Genomic DNA, 17,869 nt, shown 5'->3' with positions numbered 1-17,869 from the left:
CACTCACATCTTGTGCATCGCCGATCCTTGATGGGCGAGCGCTGTCGCCCGCTCGATCCGGCGCGCGGCCTGGTCCAGCTTGGCTGCCATATGGATAATCTCGGACACGTCGCAGGCGCCCTGTTCCAACGCCATCTCGAAGGCCGCGTATTCAAGAAACTGTGCTGCGATCTGCATGGACAGCCGCACCCTGTCCCTGTTGGGCAAGCCATCGAGAGCGGCCAGCGCCGCGTTCAGGTCCACAACCTCGGAGGAAATGTCAGCCGTCGGCACGGTCATATCGTGTCCGCTCTCAACTCTTATCCGAAGGTGCCGCCACGATCTCGCGGTGTGCACATCCGCCTCACAAATGAACTGTGGGGAACATAACGACGCGGAAAGGCACCAAATGACCGCCCGCCATAGCTCGTTGCATTCCTAGGACTTGTCCACAGGCCTGAGTGTCAATGGAAGCTGGGCATCTGTCAACCCACGGTATAACGCTCACGCGCATTTGCATCTGCAGAGATAAAGGCTGCGCGCGGACCCCGCACAAGGCATGGTGGGTCGTGAGAGGCTCGAACTCCCGACATCTTCGGTGTAAACGAAGCGCTCTACCAACTGAGCTAACGACCCGCTGCGATGGGGTTTAGCCAAAGCCGTGCCGCGCTTCAAGCCCCCATCGACAGCCGCTGCATCGTGCCACGGTTCAGATGATAGATCACGCCCTGCCCCCCCGGCAGGGCCCCGATTTCTCTGATGTCCATGTTCAGGGCAATGACGCGCAGCATGCGCGAGGTGATACCATGGGTGACAAGCACCGTCGGGCCAGAGAGACTATTCATGAACGACGCACAGCGCGCCCGCAGCGCTACAAATCCCTCTCCGCCCGGTGCCCGATCATAAAGATCAAGCGCACTCTCCTCGCTTTCATCAACCACGCGATCCAGTGTCAACTCGGTCCGCTGCAAGCCCTCCCAGGCACCAACCCCGATCTCGGCAAGCCGCGCGTCCGTCTCGATGTGGGTAAAAAGGCCCTCCAACGCGATCGCTGCGGTCTGAAAGGCACGCCCTTGGGGGCTGCAAAGGGCGCGATAGCCTTCCAGGTCACAGTCTTGCAGCAGCTTGCGCTGCGTCCGGGCCTGGGCGCGTCCCAGCTCGGTCAGAGGCGAATCCAAGCTACCTTGAATCCTGTGCTGCGCATTCCATTCGGTCTGCCCATGGCGCATGATGTAGAGTGGGGGAAACACGGGCTGAAGTCAGGCCTTCGGTGCGCCGACCACCTGCGCCTGTTCAGCGCGTGGCAGCGGTGGAAAATGGTGGGTGATAAGAGATTTGAACTCCTGACATCTTCGATGTGAACGAAGCGCTCTACCACTGAGCTAATCACCCGTGGCGCGTGATTTAACCGTGCGGGCGCGGCCTTTCAAGGGGAAAACGCACGGTATGAAGGCTTGCGCGGGTTTTGAAAAGGTGAGGCGTCGATAGACACAGGAGCGCGCCGATGATCGCGAGACGGCGCGGGATCCGGCGTTCGAGACCATGCAATTCGTCGCCGTGACCCGGCGGAGGCTTCACACCCTGCCAGAGCATAAGCGGCAAAAGAAACCCCCCGTCCGATTTTCGAACGGGGGCTATGCTTTCAGGAGAGGTTTGGATCAGTGTGCGGTGGCCGGATCGCCGGTTCCCGACTTGGCTGCCAAAGCCGCGGCGGCCGCTGCGTCTTCGGCCTCCTGATCCCACTCAATGGGGTCGGGCCGACGGGTCAGCGCATGCTCGAGCACTTCCGACACATGACTGACCGGAATGATCTCCAACCCCTCTTTCACGTTGTCGGGGATCTCGGCCAGATCCTTGGCGTTTTCCCGTGGAATCAACACTTTGGTGATCCCACCCCGCAGAGCTGCCAGCAGCTTCTCCTTCAATCCGCCGATGGGCATCGCATTGCCGCGCAGACTGACCTCGCCGGTCATCGCGATATCCTTGCGCACCGGGATCTTGGTCAGCACCGACACGATGGAAGTCACCATGGCCAGCCCCGCACTTGGTCCGTCCTTGGGCGTGGCGCCATCGGGGACGTGGACGTGGATGTCCAACTGATCGAACTGAGGCGGTTTCACGCCGATCTGAGGGCTAATCGAGCGGACATAGGAAGCGGCCGCATCGATGCTCTCCTTCATGACATCACCCAGCTTGCCGGTGGTCTTCATCCGACCCTTACCGGGCAGGCGCAGCGCCTCGATGCTCAGCAACTCACCTCCCACGGAGGTATAGGCGAGCCCCGTGACAACACCGATCTGGTCTTCCTTCTCGGCCAGACCGTAGCGATACTTTTTGACGCCCAGAAAATCATCGAGGTTCTCGTCGGTCACCACGACCGCGTCGGCCTCTTTCTTGATGATCTTGGTCAGCGACTTGCGCGCGACCTTGGCGATCTCGCGCTCAAGGTTCCGCACACCCGCCTCACGCGTGTAGGTACGGATCATCTCCGTCAGCGCGCTTTCCTGCAGGTCAAATTCCTTGGCTTTCAGCCCGTGGTTCTTGATCTGCTTGGGCACCAGATGCTGCCGCGCAATCTCGCGCTTTTCGTCCTCGGTGTAGCCTGCCAGCGGAATGATCTCCATCCGGTCGAGCAGCGGACCGGGCATGTTGTAGCTGTTCGACGTGGTCAGGAACATCACGTTGCTGAGATCGTATTCCACCTCCAGATAGTGGTCCACAAAGCTGCCGTTTTGCTCCGGATCCAGCACTTCGAGCATGGCGGAGGCAGGATCCCCCCGGAAATCCTGACCCATCTTGTCGATCTCGTCGAGCAGGATCAGCGGGTTCGTGGTCTTGGCCTTTTTCAGCGCCTGGATGATCTTGCCCGGCATCGAGCCGATATACGTGCGCCGGTGACCGCGGATCTCGCTCTCATCACGCACACCGCCGAGGCTGATGCGGATGAACTCGCGTCCCGTGGCCTTGGCCACCGATTTACCCAGGCTCGTCTTGCCCACGCCGGGAGGGCCGACGAGGCACATGATGGGACCTTTCAGCTTGGTCGAGCGCTGCTGCACCGCCAGATACTCGACGATCCGCTCCTTGACCTTTTCAAGTCCGTAGTGGTCGTCATCGAGCACTTTCTGCGCGCGGCCAAGGTCCTTTTTCACGCGGGATTTCACGCCCCAAGGGATCGACAGCATCCAGTCGAGGTAGTTGCGCACGACCGTCGCTTCAGCGGACATCGGGCTCATGTTCTTGAGCTTCTTGATCTCGGCGTCTGCCTTCTCGCGCGCTTCCTTGCTGAGCTTGGTCTCGGCGATCTTGGCTTCCAGCTCGGCAACCTCGTTCTTGCCGTCCTCGCCATCGCCCAGTTCCTGCTGGATCGCCTTCATCTGCTCATTCAGGTAGTACTCGCGCTGCGTCCGCTCCATCTGGCTCTTGACGCGGGTCTTGATCTTTTTTTCCACCTGCAGCACGGACATCTCGCCCTGCATCAGGCCATAGACCTTCTCCAGCCGCTCGCTCACGCTGAGCGTTTCGAGCAGATCCTGCTTCTGGTGCACTTCAATACCCAGATGGCCCGCAACCAGATCGGCGAGTTTCGCGGCTTCGGTGCTCTCGCCCACGGCGGAAAGCGCCTCATCGGGGACGTTCTTTTTGACCTTGGCGTAGCGCTCAAACTCATCGGACACGGTCCGCAGCAGCGCCTCCGTGGTGGCGACATCGCCGGGCATCTCTGTCAGATACTCGGCACGGGCCTCGAAAAAGCTGTCATTCTCTAGGTATTCCGTGATGCGGACCCGCGCCTGACCTTCGACCAGCACCTTTACCGTGCCGTCCGGCAACTTCAGAAGCTGCAGCACATTCGCGAGCACGCCCGCCTTGTAGATCCCGTCACTGTCGGGATCGTCCACGCCCGGGTCAATCTGGCTGGACAGCAGGATCTGCTTGTCATCGGCCATGACCTCTTCGAGGGCGCGGACGGATTTGTCGCGGCCGACGAACAAGGGCACGATCATATGGGGAAAAACGACGATATCGCGCAGTGGCAACACCGGGTAGGACGCATTCAGAGGCTCTTGCATGCTCTTTCCTTATTTTGGCAAGATGGCACCGGTCCCGCTCTTGCAGCAACGCTCGACCATCTCCGACTTGGACGTCACAGGTGGGGCGACTGCCGCCTGAAATCAACCTTGTCATTCTCTTTGCTGGCGCCAACATGGCCAGAGCCACCGGAAATCACAAGCCTCCAATTACCCAAAAACGGTGCCGCGGCCCTCTAGTTTCGGGCGTTCCGTTCCGTCAGCGAGACCGACAGCGATGATACGCGCGACGACAATGCCTTGACCTCATCGGCGATCACGGTGAAGCCCTTGCCAGCGTCGCCCACCCGCGCCGCCTCAATCGAGGCGTTGGTGGCGACCATATTGATGACCCGACCGATCTTGCCGATTTCCATCGCGATGGAGCTGGTATGATCCAGCGCGTCTGCCCTGCCCTTGTCATTGAGTTCCAGGAAAAAATACCCTAGCTCGGTGCTGAAATCACTGACGCCATTGGCCACGCGCAGGCAGCACAGGTCATACATCTTGGCCGACGGATTGAACCCTTTCACCTTCTTGTCGTCCAGAGAACATCGTGAGGTGATCCGCACCAGTTCCTGCAAGGCCTCCGTCAGATCCGCCAGCTTTTCCGCCAGGACAGTCGGCAGCGTCAGATCATGGGGGGCGAAGTATTCAGCCTCCAGCGCACGGGCCGCTGCACATCCGGCATCAAGGCTCGCGGCGGCGGCCATGAATTCTTCGTCCGTGACGTGCCGGTCTTCCTCGTCCGGCCCCTCGATGTGATAGATCAGAATCTGCAGCGCGGCGACGCGCAATGGCGCGAACTGCCCGAGTATCTGGTGCAAGGTATGCTCCAGCGATCCCTCTTGATCGACCTCAGCGCGTTTCGCATTTGCAGACATCCAGACACCTCTAACTTCCGATGCCTTGATGTATGCGTGACCGGGTTAAGCCCTTCTTAATGTGGCCGGACAAAACGCAAAAAATTGCAAAACCGGATCCGTCACAGAGGGTCGATGTCGCCCTGCGCGCGCACCGCGTGAAAGTCGCGCATCCACGGCACAAACCGCGCAGCCGCGATCGCGTCGCGCATCTGCTGCATGATATCCTGATAGTAGGTCAGGTTATGCCACGTCAGCAACATCGACGAGATGATCTCTTGACTGCGGAACACATGGTGCAGGTAGGCGCGGCTGTAGTCGCGGCAGGCCGGACAATGGCAGTCCTCGTCCAGCGGGCGTGGATCATCCATATGCCGCGCGTTCTTGATGTTGAGCACACCGCGCCGAGTAAAGACCTGCCCCGTACGCCCCGATCTGCTGGGCAGCACGCAATCCATCATGTCGATGCCGCGGGCCACGGCGCCGACGATGTCATCGGGCTTGCCCACACCCATCAGGTAGCGTGGCCTGTCCTGCGGCAGATGCGCGGTCGCATGATCGAGACAGCCGAACATCGCTTCCTGCCCCTCGCCCACGGCAAGCCCGCCGACCGCGTAGCCGTCAAAGCCGATCTCCACCAGCGCCTGCGCACTTTCGGCGCGCAGATCAGGCTCCAGCCCGCCCTGTTGGATGCCAAAGAGCGCGTGTCCGGGCCTGTCGCCAAAGGCCTCCCGCGACCGCTGCGCCCACCGCATCGACAGCGCCATGCTCTCGGCAATCCGGTCGCGGTCCGCGGGCAGGGCGGGACATTCGTCAAAACACATCACGATGTCAGAGCCCAACAGCGCTTGGATCTCCATGGACCGCTCCGGCGTGATCTCGTGTTTTGACCCGTCGATGTGGCTTTTGAATGTGACCCCCCGCTCCGTCAGCTTGCGCAAGGCGGCAAGGCTCATCACCTGAAACCCGCCGGAGTCGGTCAGGATCGGCCTGTCCCAATTCATAAAGCTGTGCAGCCCGCCCAGCCGGTCGATGCGCTCTGCCGTGGGCCGCAGCATCAGATGATAGGTATTGCCCAGGATCACATCCGCCCCGGTTTCCCGGACCGATCCCGGCATCATCGCCTTGACCGTCGCGGCGGTGCCCACCGGCATGAACGCGGGCGTGCGAATATCTCCGCGTTGGGTGTGGATAACCCCGGTCCGCGCACCGCCATCCGTGGCCTTAAGATCGAAACGAACACTCATGACGCCCCCTTCGCCCAAATCGCGGGTCATTCCAAGACCCTTGATCGGTTTTCGACCCTGCGCCAGACTTCAAGTATTGCAACTAAGAGTTATTACATGACGGATGACACAAGGCTTTCCCGCGTACAGGCGCTTACCGCCAACGCCCGCAATACCTGGTTCATCCTGCTGGCGGTGCTGATCTTTGTGGGCGTCACCATGCTGGGCGTGCGGCCCATTGACTTCTACGGCGTTAGCCGCGACACGGAGCTGCCACTGGTCGGTGTCTCGGTGCCCACGCGGCTTTTCTTCTACACGGCCCCCATCCTGACGGTCGCGGTCTACGGCTACTTCCACCTCTACCTGGTCCGTTTGTGGGACGCTTTGGGAGAGCTGCCGGAGAGCATCAAAGACCGCCGCTTGGGCGATGCGGTCACACCCTGGCTGATAACCGACACGGCGCTGACCCTCCGCCGCCACCTGCGTAAGGATGGCTGCTGCCAACCGCGCGCGCTAGAGTTCCCATCGGTCTTCTGGAACATCGTCTTTGCCTGGCTCGCAGGCCCTGTCGTGCTGCTCTACGTCTGGTTTCAATCCCTGCCAGCCCGTGATCTGGCGCTGACCGGGGTTGCGGCCGCCATGTTTGTCTTTTCCCTTATATTCGGATTGGGCTCGGCCATGATGATCTTCTACCGGATGCGCGGCGGGGCGGGCGATCCGGCCCATCAGGTGAAAAAAGCGGGATTTTTGAGTGCTCTGATCGGGACTTTGGCGGCCCTGCCGATCGGCGCGCTAAGCTGGTTAGTGACCGAAAGACCGGGACATTATCTCGCCCGTCTCGACCTGACAGCGGAGAACATCGTCGAACGCCCCGCGGGTTGGTTGCCCTATGAGATCGCGCGCAATGAGTTTCTGGTGGTTTGGTGCAAGCGCGAAGAAGAAACACCTTGCACATTGATAGGTTTGGACGAGCCGCAACGCAAAGCCTTCAACAACGAATGGTGGGCTCGGCATAGAACCCTGTTAGCAGATATGAACAGGCCACTCTGGGAAAGGGAGGGAGCAGATAGGCCAAACTTCAACAATGCTATTCTGCGTTTGGTTTTCCTCGCAGGCGCAAACATGAGAGGAGAGGACTATTTGCTGCGAGGAACGATACTGACACGGGCGCAGTTGGAAGGTGCAAACTTGCGCAAAGTAACCATGAAAGACGTGGTACTGCGAGGAGTTCGAATGGCAAGGGCCAATATGACCCGTTCAACTCTGGAGGATGTCGATCTGCAGGGGGCACTTTTAGATGACGCGATCTTCCGCAACGCTGAAATGGTAAGGGTGCAACTGAGAGGGGCATTCATGAATGGGACCGATCTGAACGGAAGTGTAAACAACGGTGGCCTGCTTAGAAATATTGATCTGACCGCAGTGGTTTTCGACAAAAGGACAGATTTCCGGAACGTTTTTCTCGACGGAACCGTCCAACTGCCCGAAGGCTTCCAAAACCAGATGGGCCACCCCTGCCAATGGGTTGATCAGGACTTGGACGACGAAGCGTTTTTTGGGCGCTGGCGCGGGTGGATTGAAGCGGCACCGCCAGAGTATGCGCCTCCTGCTTGGGAACAGATTGCTCCCGACGATTATAAGGACACCTCCGCCATCCCTCCGCCCCCGGGCTGCACATGGAAGACCGGGCCGCTACCACAGTGACCCGCTTGTGAGGCCGGGTCCCGCCTGTTACCCATGCAAGCCAGCGAGGGGGCGATATGGACGGAAAACTCACATTTGGTTGGGAGGAATGGGTGGCCCTGCCCGACCTCGGTCTGCCCGCGATCAAGGCCAAGGTGGACACCGGTGCGCGCACCTCGGCGCTGCACGCCCACGACATCGAGGTCTTCGGCCCCGCCAAACAGCCCAAGGTCCGCTTCAACGTCCACCCCATCGCAGGCCGCGCGGACATGGCCATCACCTGCTCGGCCCCGCTGGTCGACCGGCGCGAGGTGACCTCGTCCAACGGCGAGACAGAACAGCGTTTCGTCATCTCCTCCACCCTCGCCGTCGCAGGCCAGAGCTGGCCCATCGAGATCACGCTGACCAACCGCCAGCAAATGTCCTCGCGGATGCTGCTGGGCCGGCAGGCCCTGACCGATCACATCTCCATCTCGCCCACGGAGAAAAATCTCCAGCCCGAACTCAGCTACGACGACTATCACACCGCCGCCCTCAAGCAACGCGCCCCCAAACGCGCACTCCGCATCGCGGTGCTCAGCCGGGAAGACAACTATTCCACCCGCCGCCTCGTCGAGGTGGGCGAGGCGCGCGGTCACGCGGTGGAGGTCATCGACACCACCCGCTGCTACATGGCGATCAACGCCATGGCGCCCGAGGTTCACTACGACGGCAAACGCCTGCCGCGCTATGACGCGGTGATCCCGCGCATCGGTGCATCCGTCACCGCCTATGGCACCGCGGTCATCCGTCAGTTCGAGACCATCGGCACCTACTGCGTCAACGGCTCCGCCGGTATCACCGCGAGCCGCGACAAGCTGCACGCCCACCAGATCCTCGCCTCCAAAAAGATCGGCATGCCCACCACCGCCTTTGCCGCCTCGCCCAAGGACACGTCGAACCTGATGGGGCTGGTGGGCAGCGCACCGGTGATCGTCAAGCTGCTGGAATCCACTCAGGGCAAGGGTGTGGTGCTGGCCGAGACGAAAAAGGCCGCAGAGAGCGTGATCGACGCCTTCCGCGGGCTCAAGGCGAACTTCCTCGTGCAGGATTTCGTCAAGGAAGCGGCGGGCGAGGACATCCGCTGTCTCGTCATCGCGGGCAAGGTCGTGGCGGCCATGAAACGCACCGGGGCGGAGGGGGACTTTCGGTCCAATCTGCACCGGGGCGGCTCCGCCAAGGTGGTACGCATCACCAAGGAGGAACGCGACACGGCAGTGCGTGCCGCCCGCGCCTTCGGTCTGGGCAAGGCCGGGGTCGATCTGTTGCGATCAGAAGCAGGCCCCAAAGTGCTGGAGGTCAACTCCTCTCCGGGCTTCGAAGGGATCGAAAAGGCAACGAACAAGGACATCGTCGGCAAACTCTACGACGAGATCGAGGCCCGCGTAAAACCGCAGCCTGCCCGCAAACGCGCCCGGGGCTGATAGGCCAAGCGTCCCGCGCGCGGACCCGACCCGTTCGCGCGACGAAGGTCGTGCCGAAAGGCTCCCGACGGACCAGGACGGCACCAATGAAGAGACACGACCGCCGAGATCATTAACCTTGGCTGCTGTCGGCGCTTTATAGGGACGTATGCCGTTGATAAGGGCCCGGTCCACGCAGGGTGGACGACCCCGAGCGGACCCATACCCGTACCCAAGGAGTATTGAATTGAGACCGATCATTGAAAAACTCGCTCTTTTGCTGTCGGTCGCCATCCTGGCAGGCTGCGCCTCGGGTGCGAGCCCCATCGCGATGAAACCCACCTCCATCGCGCCCGTATCCACCTCGAGCATTTACGCCAAGCAGATCGGATCGACCGACGTGACCGGCGGCCGCGAAACGTCGCCGCTCTGGACGTCCGAAATCTCGGATACCGCGTTCCAATCCGCACTCGACAGCGCCCTACTGGAAGGCGGCTACATTCGCGATGGTGGCCCGCTGCGGGTCGCGGCCGACCTGATCGCGGTGGAACAGCCGCTCTTCGGCGCCTCCATGACGGTCGAGATGACCGTCCGCTACAGGGTGTTGAACAGCGCTGGCCGCGCGCTCTTTGACCAGACGATCCGCACACCCCACACCGCCGCCTATAATGAGGCCTTTCTGGGCGTCGAGCGGCTGAGACTCGCGAATGAAGGAGCTGCCAGAGCCAACCTCGCCGCATTTCTGACGGCGTTGCGCGGTGCCCGTCCAAGCTGACCCTTCGGATCGGTCCGCAGTGGTCTTCACGGATGACTGCGTGACCGGCCCAATGCGACGTCCAGCAGGCTGAAAGATCGCCGAACCAGCGGGGTGTTGTGCGCCGCGTCCGGCGCACCCGACAGGCCAGGCGCGACATTGGCAAGCTCATCGGGATCGCGGTCACCAAACCTTGGCTGGCCCGCAGCCGCCCGTCGCGGGCGGAGAGCGTGCGGGACCGGTCCGATCGCATCTTGTGCTGCGCCAGAGGCTGCATAGATGAACCTCACCGGAATCATCATTCCAGCGGAGGGGCAGTCTTGTGAAGAACATCGTGATCGCCAGTGATTTGTCGGAGCGGTCGCGCCCGGCGCTCCGCCGGGCCGTGGACATGGCCGCCGAGACAGGCGCGCAGCTGACCGTGCTGCATATCGTCGATGCCGCGTTGCCTGAACCGCTGTCCCAGCCCGTGGAGGTCGGCGCCCGGACGATGCTCTCGGGTCAGGTGGCAGAGGACGCAGGCAAACGCCCCCTATCGGTCGAGATCACCGTGGCCAAGGGCGACGCAATCCAGCAGATCACCGAGACGGTGGCCCGCGTCGAGGCGGATCTGCTGATCGTCGGGCTGCACCGCCGCCGCGCGTTCCTTGACCAGATCCGCGAAACCACCATGGAGCACCTGATCCGCTCCAGCACCGTCCCGGTACTGCTCGTGACCGGCAGCGCTGAGCAGGCATATACCCGGGTCCTCGCAGGTGTCGCACTCTCGGACGTCTGCGCCGCTGCACTCGGTCATATTGCCGCCCTCGCCCCCGGCGCTGATCTGACCGTCTTTACCGCCCATGAGGTTTCTTTCCGCGAGGAGGCGGAGCGTGATTACGAGACCTGGAAGGCGATGCACCCGCTGCCGCAGGACCTGCCCTATCCTGTCTTTATCGAGGCACGGCCGGAGGAGGCGCTGCAGGACATCATGGCGGATCAGAGTTTTGATCTGCTGGTCATCGGCGGGCACACCCGCTCGGGCGCAGGCCGCTATATCCTGGGCAGCCTGTCCGCCACACTGATCCGTAAACCACCCTGCGATCTGCTGATCGCGAAATAAGCACGAGGCTCCTTCCCGGCGTCGACTTGCGGTCCGGCTTGGGGCACGCGTCCTCCAGCCATCTCCGACAACGCATGTGGTGCAGACCGTAGGCGAGCGGACGCTTGCCTTGGCTTCACGATTGGCCAAGCCCGATCAAACGACGCTGGAAGCTGGCATGTCCATGACCGGTCGCTGGCGGCAGGCTGACAGCAGGTCGTATGCTCCCGGGCACAACCTCATCTTCTCACCCGGCGGCTTTCGGCAACCGGCGGTTGTCTTTGACCTTGACCTGACAGTGCGCAAGCGATGAAGACCGCGCGACGGCGTTAACTTTTCACTGGGATTTCGGGCGCCTCGAAATATAATGTAACAAATGTATGACAGTCACCCATCCGACCTTGGCACCCGAGCGGAGTTAAGCCCGCCAAAGACGCTGCGGCTGACCCAGAGCCCGTTTATCGAAATCCTGATAACCGCAGGCGTGCTGGTCATCGCCATTGCTCTTTTGATGGCCATTCACCTGCGCGGTGGCGATGTCGCCGTTGCGCTGAGTGACCCCGCGACCTACGCGGGTGGCCCGTTCTTTCTTGGCGCAATCTCCAACGGCGGGATCGTGGTGCTGATCATCGCCGCGACGACCACGATGATGGCCACCGCCCTGCGCGCGCCTCGGGCAAGGTTACTGGGTTGGGTGTCGCTGCTCTCCGCGCTGCTGGCTCTGGACGATCTCTTTTTGCTCCACGACGGGCCGATCCGCGACCTGTTGCCGTGGTTCGAGATGGTCATGTTTGCCCTCTATGGCTGCGCGGCGACGGCGATACTATGGATGCAGCGCGCTTATCTTGCGCAGGTGCGACATCTGCCGCTGGTGCTTAGCGTCCTGTGTCTGGCGCTGTCCGTGACGCTGGATGCCATGCCCGCCGCGATTGCCGTCCCGAACGCAACCGAGGACCTTTGCAAATTCGCGGGTTTCCTGCTGTGGTCGAGCTACTGGAGCAAGCTATCCTTTGAAGCCATCACATTGCGGTTCTAGCCGAGGCGACAGACCCCAATCGCTATGACGAGGCGCCCGTCCTCAAGAGGACCGATACGCATCATCTACCGGCTACGAAGCCGCTCCGCCGGCGCAAAGCGCCATCTCGCCAAGCCCACGCATCATCTGCCGATGGGCCCCTGTGTGACGTAGGCCGGAGCAGCGCACCCGCTCCAGCCTATTGAGAGACGACAGGCTCAGCGGCCCGAGTGATGCACCTCCTGCAGACCGTAGACGGGCGTGTCGATCCCTTCCATCCGCGCCTTGATCTGCAAGGACAGGAACTGCGAATAGTGCCGCGACTGGTGCAGGTTGCCGCCGTGCATCCAGAGGTTCTCCACCTGCGTCGGCTTCCACATGTTGCGCTGTTCGCCTTCCCAGGGGCCCGGATCCTTGGGCGTGTCAGAGCCCAGACCCCAGACCTTGCCGACGCGGTCTGCCGTCTCCTGCCCCACCAGATCCGCGACCCAACCGTTCATGGAGCCATAGCCGGTGGCATAGACGATCACATCCGCCTCCAGCTTTGTGCCATCATCGAGGATCACACCGTCTTCGACCACTTCGGTCGCCTGACCGGCCTTCAGCTTGATCTTGCCGTCGATGATCAGCTGACTGGCGCCCACATCAATGTAGTAGCCCGACCCGCGCCGCAGGTATTTCATGAAGAGCCCGGAGTCGTCCGCCCCCCAGTCCAGCTGGAAGCCCGCCTTCTCAAGTCCTGCGTAGAACTCCGCATCGACCTCCTTGATCTTGTCATACACCGGGATCTGGAACTCATGCAAGATCCGGTAGGGCAGCGAGGCAAAGATCAGATCCGCCTTGTGATGGCTCACGCCCGCCTCCACCGCGCGCTCGGAATAAAGATCCCCGAGCCCGTATTCCATCAGCGGCTCTGACCGCACGATATGGGTGGAGGAGCGCTGCACCATGGTCACATCGACGTCATGCTCCCACAGGGCAGCACAGATGTCATGGGCGGAGTTGTTCGACCCGATGACCACCGCCTTCTTGCCCTTGTAGGCATCGGGGCCGGGGTGTTTCGACGAATGATGCTGGTCGCCCTTGAAGCGCTCCATCCCGGGAAAGTCCGGCACATTGGCCTTGCCCGACATGCCGGTGGCAAAGACCAGCTGCGTCGGCCGCAGCGTCACCTCTTCGCCGTCGCGGTTCACCTTGACGATCCAGGTGCCCGCATCTGCGTCCCATTCCGCTTTCTGCACCTCCGAGCGGGTCCAGTAGTTCAGCTCCATGATCCGCGTGTACATCTCCAACCAGTCGCCCAGCTTGTCCTTGGGGGCAAAGACGGGCCAGTTGGGCGGAAACGGCAGATAGGGCAGGTGATCGTACCACACCGGGTCATGCAGGCAGAGCGATTTGTACCGGTTGCGCCAGCTGTCGCCCGCGCGCTCGTTCTTCTCCACGATGATGGTGGGGACCCCCAGCTGCCGCAGCCGCGCGCCAAGGGCAATGCCCCCCTGTCCACCGCCGATGATGACCGTGTAAGGCTGGGTGGTATAGCCAAGCTCGGTGCGCTCCTTCTCGATCTCCTCAGCCCAGCTGAGACGATGCTTGCCCGCCCCGTGTTTGGTACCCAGAGGCCGTTCGTAGCCCAGCGGTTCCTCGTGGCCCTTCAGCTCCACCATGGTGGTGAGCAGCGTCCAGATGAGCCCGTCCTTGAGCCGCACCAGCCCGTAGCCTCGCGCCGCCTTTGTCTCAAAGGTGATCCAGGCGGTGACGATGCCGCCCTCTTCGGTGGGCAGCTCGCCCTCGGCCAGCTGCCAGGCGGTGGGTTTGGTGCTGCCCAGCTGCGCCTCCAGCATGTCGCGAACGGCGTCGCGGCCTTCCATCGTCTTGATGTTCCAGGTAAAGCTCACCAGATCGCGCCAGTAGCAATCGGTCTGGAACATCTCTACAACCGCGTCGATGTCCCCCGCCTCGAGCGCTGCGCCAAAGCGATCGAGAAACGCGCTCATCTGATCGTTGGTTACTGTGTCAAGCATCATCTACCTCCCGTTAGACGGTACCACTGTGGCAGAAGAAGCGCCGCCGCGCGACACCTTCCTTGGTCTGCCCCCTCCTCCACCGGCGCCGCGGCGACCCAAGGGGCCGCGCGGCCCCTTTTTACGTCGCACCAGGAACCCCGCACCCGCCCCGCTGCGGGCGCCACCGTTGCCAGCCCCCCGCCCCGGGGTGCCGCCCGGGCACCAAGGGGCCGCGCGGCCCCTTTAACTGCGGCACCAAATGACCTATGTAAAAACTCAGGAAGCGACCGAGAGGCCCGATGATGAACAATGCACCCGAACCGCTCGAAGGCACGCCGCTGATCGCGCCCTCCTCGACCGATCACCCGCTCTATGAGCAGGTGGTCGAGGCCTGTCGCACCGTGTTCGACCCGGAGATCCCGGTCAATATCTACGAGCTCGGGCTGATCTACACGATTGCCATCAACGAGGCCAACGAAGTCGACATCAAGATGTCGTTGACCGCACCGGGCTGCCCCGTGGCGGGCGAGATGCCCGGATGGGTCGCCGATGCGGTGGAGCCCCTGCCCGGCGTCAAGCACGTGGATGTGGCGCTGGTGTGGGAGCCCCCCTGGGGCATGGACATGATGTCGGACGAGGCGCGTCTCGAACTGGGCTTCATGTAGACACACGCCGTGCCGACCGAAAAACAAAAGATGATCGCCGGAGAGCTCTACCGCGCGGGCGATCCGGCACTGGTGCAGGAACGCGCGGCAAGCCAGGCGCTCCAGCAACGGTACAACGCCACGACCGTCTCGGACGTCGAGGACCGAACCGCGATCCTGGATCAGTGGATCGGCAGCCGCGGTACGGGCTGCGCGCTGCGATCACCGTTCTATGCGGATTACGGCTACAACATTCATCTGGGCCGGGACGTGTTTTTCAACTACGGGTGCGTGCTGCTCGATGTCTGTCCGATCCACATCGGCGATATGACTCAGGTGGGCCCTTACGTGCAGATCCTGACCGCCGACCACCCACGCGACGCCAAAACGCGCGATACCGGGCTGGAGTTCGGCCGCCCCATCACTATCGGACGCAATGTCTGGATCGGCGGTGGCGCATTGATCCTGCCCGGGGTCAGCATCGGAGAGGATGCAGTGATCGGTGCAGGCGCCGTTGTCACCCGCAGTGTTGCAGCAGGTGCGACGGTCGCGGGAAATCCCGCGCGCCCGCTTGTCTCACCGGCTTCCAGCGCTTAAATTGGCGGTCAAAGGAGAGCATACATGTTCGGCATCCCCGGCAAGCAAGCCGTCACCCTGACCCCCAAGGCCGCCGCCCAGGTGGCCAAGCTCATGACCTCCGCCGGTCACGCGGGCCTGCGCATCGGTGTCAAGAAAGGCGGCTGCGCGGGCATGGAATACACCATGGAGTATGTCGAGGCGACCGATCCCAATGACGAGATCGTCGAGCAGGACGGCGCCCGCGTGATGATCGCCCCCATGGCGCAGATGTTCCTCTTTGGCACGGAGATCGACTACGAGACATCGCTGCTCGAGAGCTGTTTCAAGTTCCGCAATCCCAATGTGACCGAGGCCTGCGGCTGCGGCGAATCTATCAAGTTCGGCTGACCGCCTCAGAAACCTAGGCAGAAGCACGCATGACCGCCGGTTGATTTACCGCCTTGGAAGACAGGTCGCCCCGCTGCATTCGTTTGTAGAGCCGCCCGCAGCTTGCTAACAAGATCGCATTCAACAACGGGAGAACACGATGCGGCGCAAACTGGCAGCAGGCAACTGGAAGATGAACGGGTCGATCCCCGCGCTGGACATGATCCGCAAGCTCAACCTCGCGCATCCTGAATGCCCCGTTGACGTGGTGCTGTGCCCGCCAGCCCCCCTTCTGGGCCACGCGCTGCAAAACACTGCTGGCAGCCCCGTGATGATCGGCGCACAGGATTGCCACGCTGAGGAAAAAGGTGCGCACACCGGTGACACTGCCGCACCCCTGATCGCGGAAATCGGTGCCACCCACGTCATCGTCGGCCATTCCGAACGCCGCGCGGCCTACGGTGAGACGGACGCACAGGTCGCCGCAAAAGCCGCCGCGGCCCAGGCCGCAGGGCTCATCGCCATCGTCTGCATCGGCGAAAGCCTCGACGAACGCGAAGACGGCCGCGCCCTCGACGTCATCGAGACACAGCTCGCAGGCTCCATCCCCAGCGGCAGTGCACCGGAGACACTCGTCGTCGCCTATGAGCCGATCTGGGCCATCGGCACCGGCAAGACCCCCACCATGGACGAGATCGCCGATGTGCACGCGCGGATGCGGGCCAAGCTCTCCGACCGCTTCGGCGCGGCCGGAGAGAGCATGCGCCTGCTCTACGGCGGGTCCGTCAAACCGGACAACGCTGACAATATCTTTGCGCTGGATAACGTTGACGGTGCGCTTGTGGGCGGCGCAAGCCTCTCGGCGGAGGATTTCTCCCCCATCATCACCGCACTGTCGGAAAGCTGACCGCGCAACCGGCGATGAAGACGCTGCACCAGTCCCCGCTGGATCCTGCCTTCGTGCAGGAACCCTACGCGCTCTATGCAGATGTGCTGGCCGAGGATCCGGTGCAATACTGGGACGACTACGGCATGGTCGCCGTGTTCGACGCGGCAACGGTCGATGCTCTTCTGCGCGACCGCAGACTGGGCCGCGCCACCCTCGATGACCAGCGCAGCCCCCCGGAACCGCATCTGACGAATTTCGCCGCCCTCGAACGCCATTCGCTGCTCGAACTGGAACCGCCCAGCCACACCCGCCTGCGCGGGCTCATTCTGCGCGCCTTCACCTCGCGCAGGATCAAATCCCTGACCCCGGATATCGAAGAGATCTGCGCCGAGCTGCTGTCGGATCTGCCGACCGGCCCTTTCGATCTGATCCCCGCCTTCTGCACCGCCCTGCCCGTCCGGGTCATCGCCCGGCTCCTCGGTGTCCCGGAGAGCATGTGGCCGCAGCTTCTGAACTGGTCCAACACCATGGTCGCTATGTATCAGGCGGGCCGCACCCGCGCGACGGAGGAGGCCGCGGACGCCGCCGCCGCCGCTTTCACCGCCTATCTCAGCGATCACATCGAAGCCAAGCGCCGCGACCCGCAGGATGATCTGATCACCCATCTGATCGCCGCAGAAGCCGAGGGCGAAAAACTCACCCGCGCGGAGATGATCGCCACCTGCGTGCTGCTGCTCAACGCGGGGCACGAGGCCACGGTCCATACGCTCGGCAATGCGGTGAAGGCCCTCACCACCCTGCCCGATCCCGCCCGCGCCCTGACGCCTGAGGCCATCGCAGGCACGGTCGAGGAAATCCTCCGCTTTGACCCGCCGCTGCACATGTTCACCCGCACCGCCTACGAAGAGGTGCAGATCGGTCCGCACAGGCTGCCCAAAGGGGCCGAAGTGGCGCTGATGCTCGGATCCGCTGGCCGCGATCCCGCCCGCACAGCAAATCCCGACCGTTTCGACCCGTTCCGTCCCGCACCAAGCCACGCTGCCTTCGGTGCAGGGCTGCACTTCTGCGTCGGTGCACCGCTCGCCCGGCTGGAGCTGCAAATGGGCCTGCAGGCCCTCTTTGCCCGCGCACCGGATCTGACGATCACGGCGCCGCCCGTCTACGCGGACACCTACCACTTCCACGGCCTGACCGCGCTGATGGTGCAAACGCGGGCATGATTGGCTCACGGACCAGCCAGCACCCAGCATAGGCATGCGGCGCCAGCCGCACCTTCGG

Annotated in this window: 16 protein-coding genes and 2 tRNA genes; 10 read left to right on the top strand and 8 right to left on the bottom strand. The window is 62.5% G+C overall.

Annotated elements, in window-relative coordinates:
* Positions 1-3: 3 nt before the first annotated feature.
* The 7 genes from Q1A53_RS01260 to tgt all read right to left on the bottom strand — a co-directional run bounded on the left by Q1A53_RS01260 (position 4) and on the right by tgt (position 6,156).
* Positions 4-279, bottom strand: coding sequence for a hypothetical protein (locus Q1A53_RS01260; protein WP_299962164.1), 276 nt, complete (start codon positions 277-279; stop codon positions 4-6).
* Between the two features lie 260 nt (positions 280-539).
* Positions 540-615, bottom strand: a tRNA-Val gene (locus Q1A53_RS01255).
* Positions 616-650: 35 nt separating this feature from the next.
* Positions 651-1,208 carry a histidine phosphatase family protein gene (locus tag Q1A53_RS01250; protein ID WP_299963034.1) on the bottom strand — a complete coding sequence of 186 codons (558 nt, stop codon included), beginning with the start codon at positions 1,206-1,208 and terminating at the stop codon, positions 651-653.
* 88 nt (positions 1,209-1,296) lie between these two features.
* Positions 1,297-1,371: transfer RNA gene (locus tag Q1A53_RS01245), tRNA-Val, on the bottom strand.
* A 266-nt stretch (positions 1,372-1,637) separates the two neighbouring features.
* The gene (gene lon, locus Q1A53_RS01240) at positions 1,638-4,049 is read right to left on the bottom strand and encodes an endopeptidase La (protein WP_299962162.1); all 2,412 of its coding nucleotides are present in this window, start codon (positions 4,047-4,049) and stop codon (positions 1,638-1,640) included.
* A gap of 194 nt (positions 4,050-4,243) precedes the next feature.
* Complete coding sequence (locus Q1A53_RS01235; protein WP_299962160.1) at positions 4,244-4,930, bottom strand: methyl-accepting chemotaxis protein; 687 nt, start codon at positions 4,928-4,930, stop codon at positions 4,244-4,246.
* A 101-nt stretch (positions 4,931-5,031) separates the two neighbouring features.
* A complete protein-coding gene (tgt, locus tag Q1A53_RS01230) occupies positions 5,032-6,156 on the bottom strand; it encodes a tRNA guanosine(34) transglycosylase Tgt (protein WP_299963032.1) in 1,125 nt (374 codons plus the stop codon).
* A 96-nt stretch (positions 6,157-6,252) separates the two neighbouring features.
* On the opposite strand from tgt, the gene Q1A53_RS01225 reads away from it, so the two are divergent.
* From Q1A53_RS01225 to Q1A53_RS01205, 5 genes are all read left to right on the top strand, one after another.
* A complete protein-coding gene (locus Q1A53_RS01225) occupies positions 6,253-7,839 on the top strand; it encodes a pentapeptide repeat-containing protein (RefSeq protein ID WP_299962158.1) in 1,587 nt (528 codons plus the stop codon).
* A gap of 56 nt (positions 7,840-7,895) precedes the next feature.
* A complete protein-coding gene (gene rimK / locus Q1A53_RS01220; RefSeq protein WP_299962157.1) occupies positions 7,896-9,281 on the top strand; it encodes a 30S ribosomal protein S6--L-glutamate ligase in 1,386 nt (461 codons plus the stop codon).
* A gap of 226 nt (positions 9,282-9,507) precedes the next feature.
* On the top strand, positions 9,508-10,035 hold the full coding sequence (locus Q1A53_RS01215; protein WP_299962156.1) for a hypothetical protein: 528 nt from the start codon (positions 9,508-9,510) through the stop codon (positions 10,033-10,035).
* A gap of 301 nt (positions 10,036-10,336) precedes the next feature.
* Positions 10,337-11,116: a universal stress protein gene (locus Q1A53_RS01210; protein WP_299962154.1), complete on the top strand. Its 780-nt coding sequence runs from the start codon at positions 10,337-10,339 to the stop codon at positions 11,114-11,116.
* A gap of 355 nt (positions 11,117-11,471) precedes the next feature.
* Complete coding sequence (locus tag Q1A53_RS01205) at positions 11,472-12,131, top strand: hypothetical protein (RefSeq protein WP_299962152.1); 660 nt, start codon at positions 11,472-11,474, stop codon at positions 12,129-12,131.
* 197 nt (positions 12,132-12,328) lie between these two features.
* Here the strand turns inward: Q1A53_RS01205 and Q1A53_RS01200 are convergent, their stop codons facing one another.
* Entirely contained in the window at positions 12,329-14,131 is a 1,803-nt protein-coding gene (locus tag Q1A53_RS01200; RefSeq protein ID WP_299962150.1) for an NAD(P)/FAD-dependent oxidoreductase, read from the bottom strand.
* A gap of 284 nt (positions 14,132-14,415) precedes the next feature.
* On the opposite strand from Q1A53_RS01200, the gene Q1A53_RS01195 reads away from it, so the two are divergent.
* The 5 genes from Q1A53_RS01195 (at position 14,416) to Q1A53_RS01175 (ending at position 17,811) form a co-directional block, all read left to right on the top strand.
* Positions 14,416-14,778 carry an SUF system Fe-S cluster assembly protein gene (locus Q1A53_RS01195; RefSeq protein ID WP_299962149.1) on the top strand — a complete coding sequence of 121 codons (363 nt, stop codon included), beginning with the start codon at positions 14,416-14,418 and terminating at the stop codon, positions 14,776-14,778.
* Between the two features lie 9 nt (positions 14,779-14,787).
* On the top strand, positions 14,788-15,354 hold the full coding sequence (locus tag Q1A53_RS01190) for a sugar O-acetyltransferase (protein WP_299962147.1): 567 nt from the start codon (positions 14,788-14,790) through the stop codon (positions 15,352-15,354).
* Between the two features lie 24 nt (positions 15,355-15,378).
* Positions 15,379-15,723, top strand: coding sequence for an iron-sulfur cluster assembly accessory protein (locus tag Q1A53_RS01185; protein WP_299962145.1), 345 nt, complete (start codon positions 15,379-15,381; stop codon positions 15,721-15,723).
* Between the two features lie 139 nt (positions 15,724-15,862).
* Positions 15,863-16,609, top strand: a complete 747-nt coding sequence (tpiA, locus tag Q1A53_RS01180; RefSeq protein WP_299962143.1) for a triose-phosphate isomerase — start codon at positions 15,863-15,865, stop codon at positions 16,607-16,609.
* 14 nt (positions 16,610-16,623) lie between these two features.
* The gene (locus Q1A53_RS01175) at positions 16,624-17,811 is read left to right on the top strand and encodes a cytochrome P450 (protein ID WP_299962141.1); all 1,188 of its coding nucleotides are present in this window, start codon (positions 16,624-16,626) and stop codon (positions 17,809-17,811) included.
* The last annotated feature ends 58 nt before the right edge of the window (positions 17,812-17,869 follow it).

It is taken from the genome of uncultured Roseobacter sp. (genome assembly GCF_947496515.1).
Taxonomy (GTDB): Bacteria; Pseudomonadota; Alphaproteobacteria; order Rhodobacterales; family Rhodobacteraceae; genus Roseobacter.
Note: the sequence above shows the minus strand (reverse complement) of the source record. Positions and strands in the feature narration are given on the sequence as shown.

Coding starts and splice junctions, on each gene's coding strand:
- Q1A53_RS01260 (WP_299962164.1), bottom strand. CDS start 279: ATGACCGTGCCGACGGCTGACATTTCCTCCGAGGTTGTGGACCTGAAC.
- Q1A53_RS01250 (WP_299963034.1), bottom strand. CDS start 1,208: ATGCGCCATGGGCAGACCGAATGGAATGCGCAGCACAGGATTCAAGGT.
- lon (WP_299962162.1), bottom strand. CDS start 4,049: ATGCAAGAGCCTCTGAATGCGTCCTACCCGGTGTTGCCACTGCGCGAT.
- Q1A53_RS01235 (WP_299962160.1), bottom strand. CDS start 4,930: ATGTCTGCAAATGCGAAACGCGCTGAGGTCGATCAAGAGGGATCGCTG.
- tgt (WP_299963032.1), bottom strand. CDS start 6,156: ATGAGTGTTCGTTTCGATCTTAAGGCCACGGATGGCGGTGCGCGGACC.
- Q1A53_RS01225 (WP_299962158.1), top strand. CDS start 6,253: ATGACGGATGACACAAGGCTTTCCCGCGTACAGGCGCTTACCGCCAAC.
- rimK (WP_299962157.1), top strand. CDS start 7,896: ATGGACGGAAAACTCACATTTGGTTGGGAGGAATGGGTGGCCCTGCCC.
- Q1A53_RS01205 (WP_299962152.1), top strand. CDS start 11,472: ATGTATGACAGTCACCCATCCGACCTTGGCACCCGAGCGGAGTTAAGC.
- Q1A53_RS01200 (WP_299962150.1), bottom strand. CDS start 14,131: ATGCTTGACACAGTAACCAACGATCAGATGAGCGCGTTTCTCGATCGC.
- Q1A53_RS01195 (WP_299962149.1), top strand. CDS start 14,416: ATGAACAATGCACCCGAACCGCTCGAAGGCACGCCGCTGATCGCGCCC.
- Q1A53_RS01185 (WP_299962145.1), top strand. CDS start 15,379: ATGTTCGGCATCCCCGGCAAGCAAGCCGTCACCCTGACCCCCAAGGCC.
- tpiA (WP_299962143.1), top strand. CDS start 15,863: ATGCGGCGCAAACTGGCAGCAGGCAACTGGAAGATGAACGGGTCGATC.
- Q1A53_RS01175 (WP_299962141.1), top strand. CDS start 16,624: ATGAAGACGCTGCACCAGTCCCCGCTGGATCCTGCCTTCGTGCAGGAA.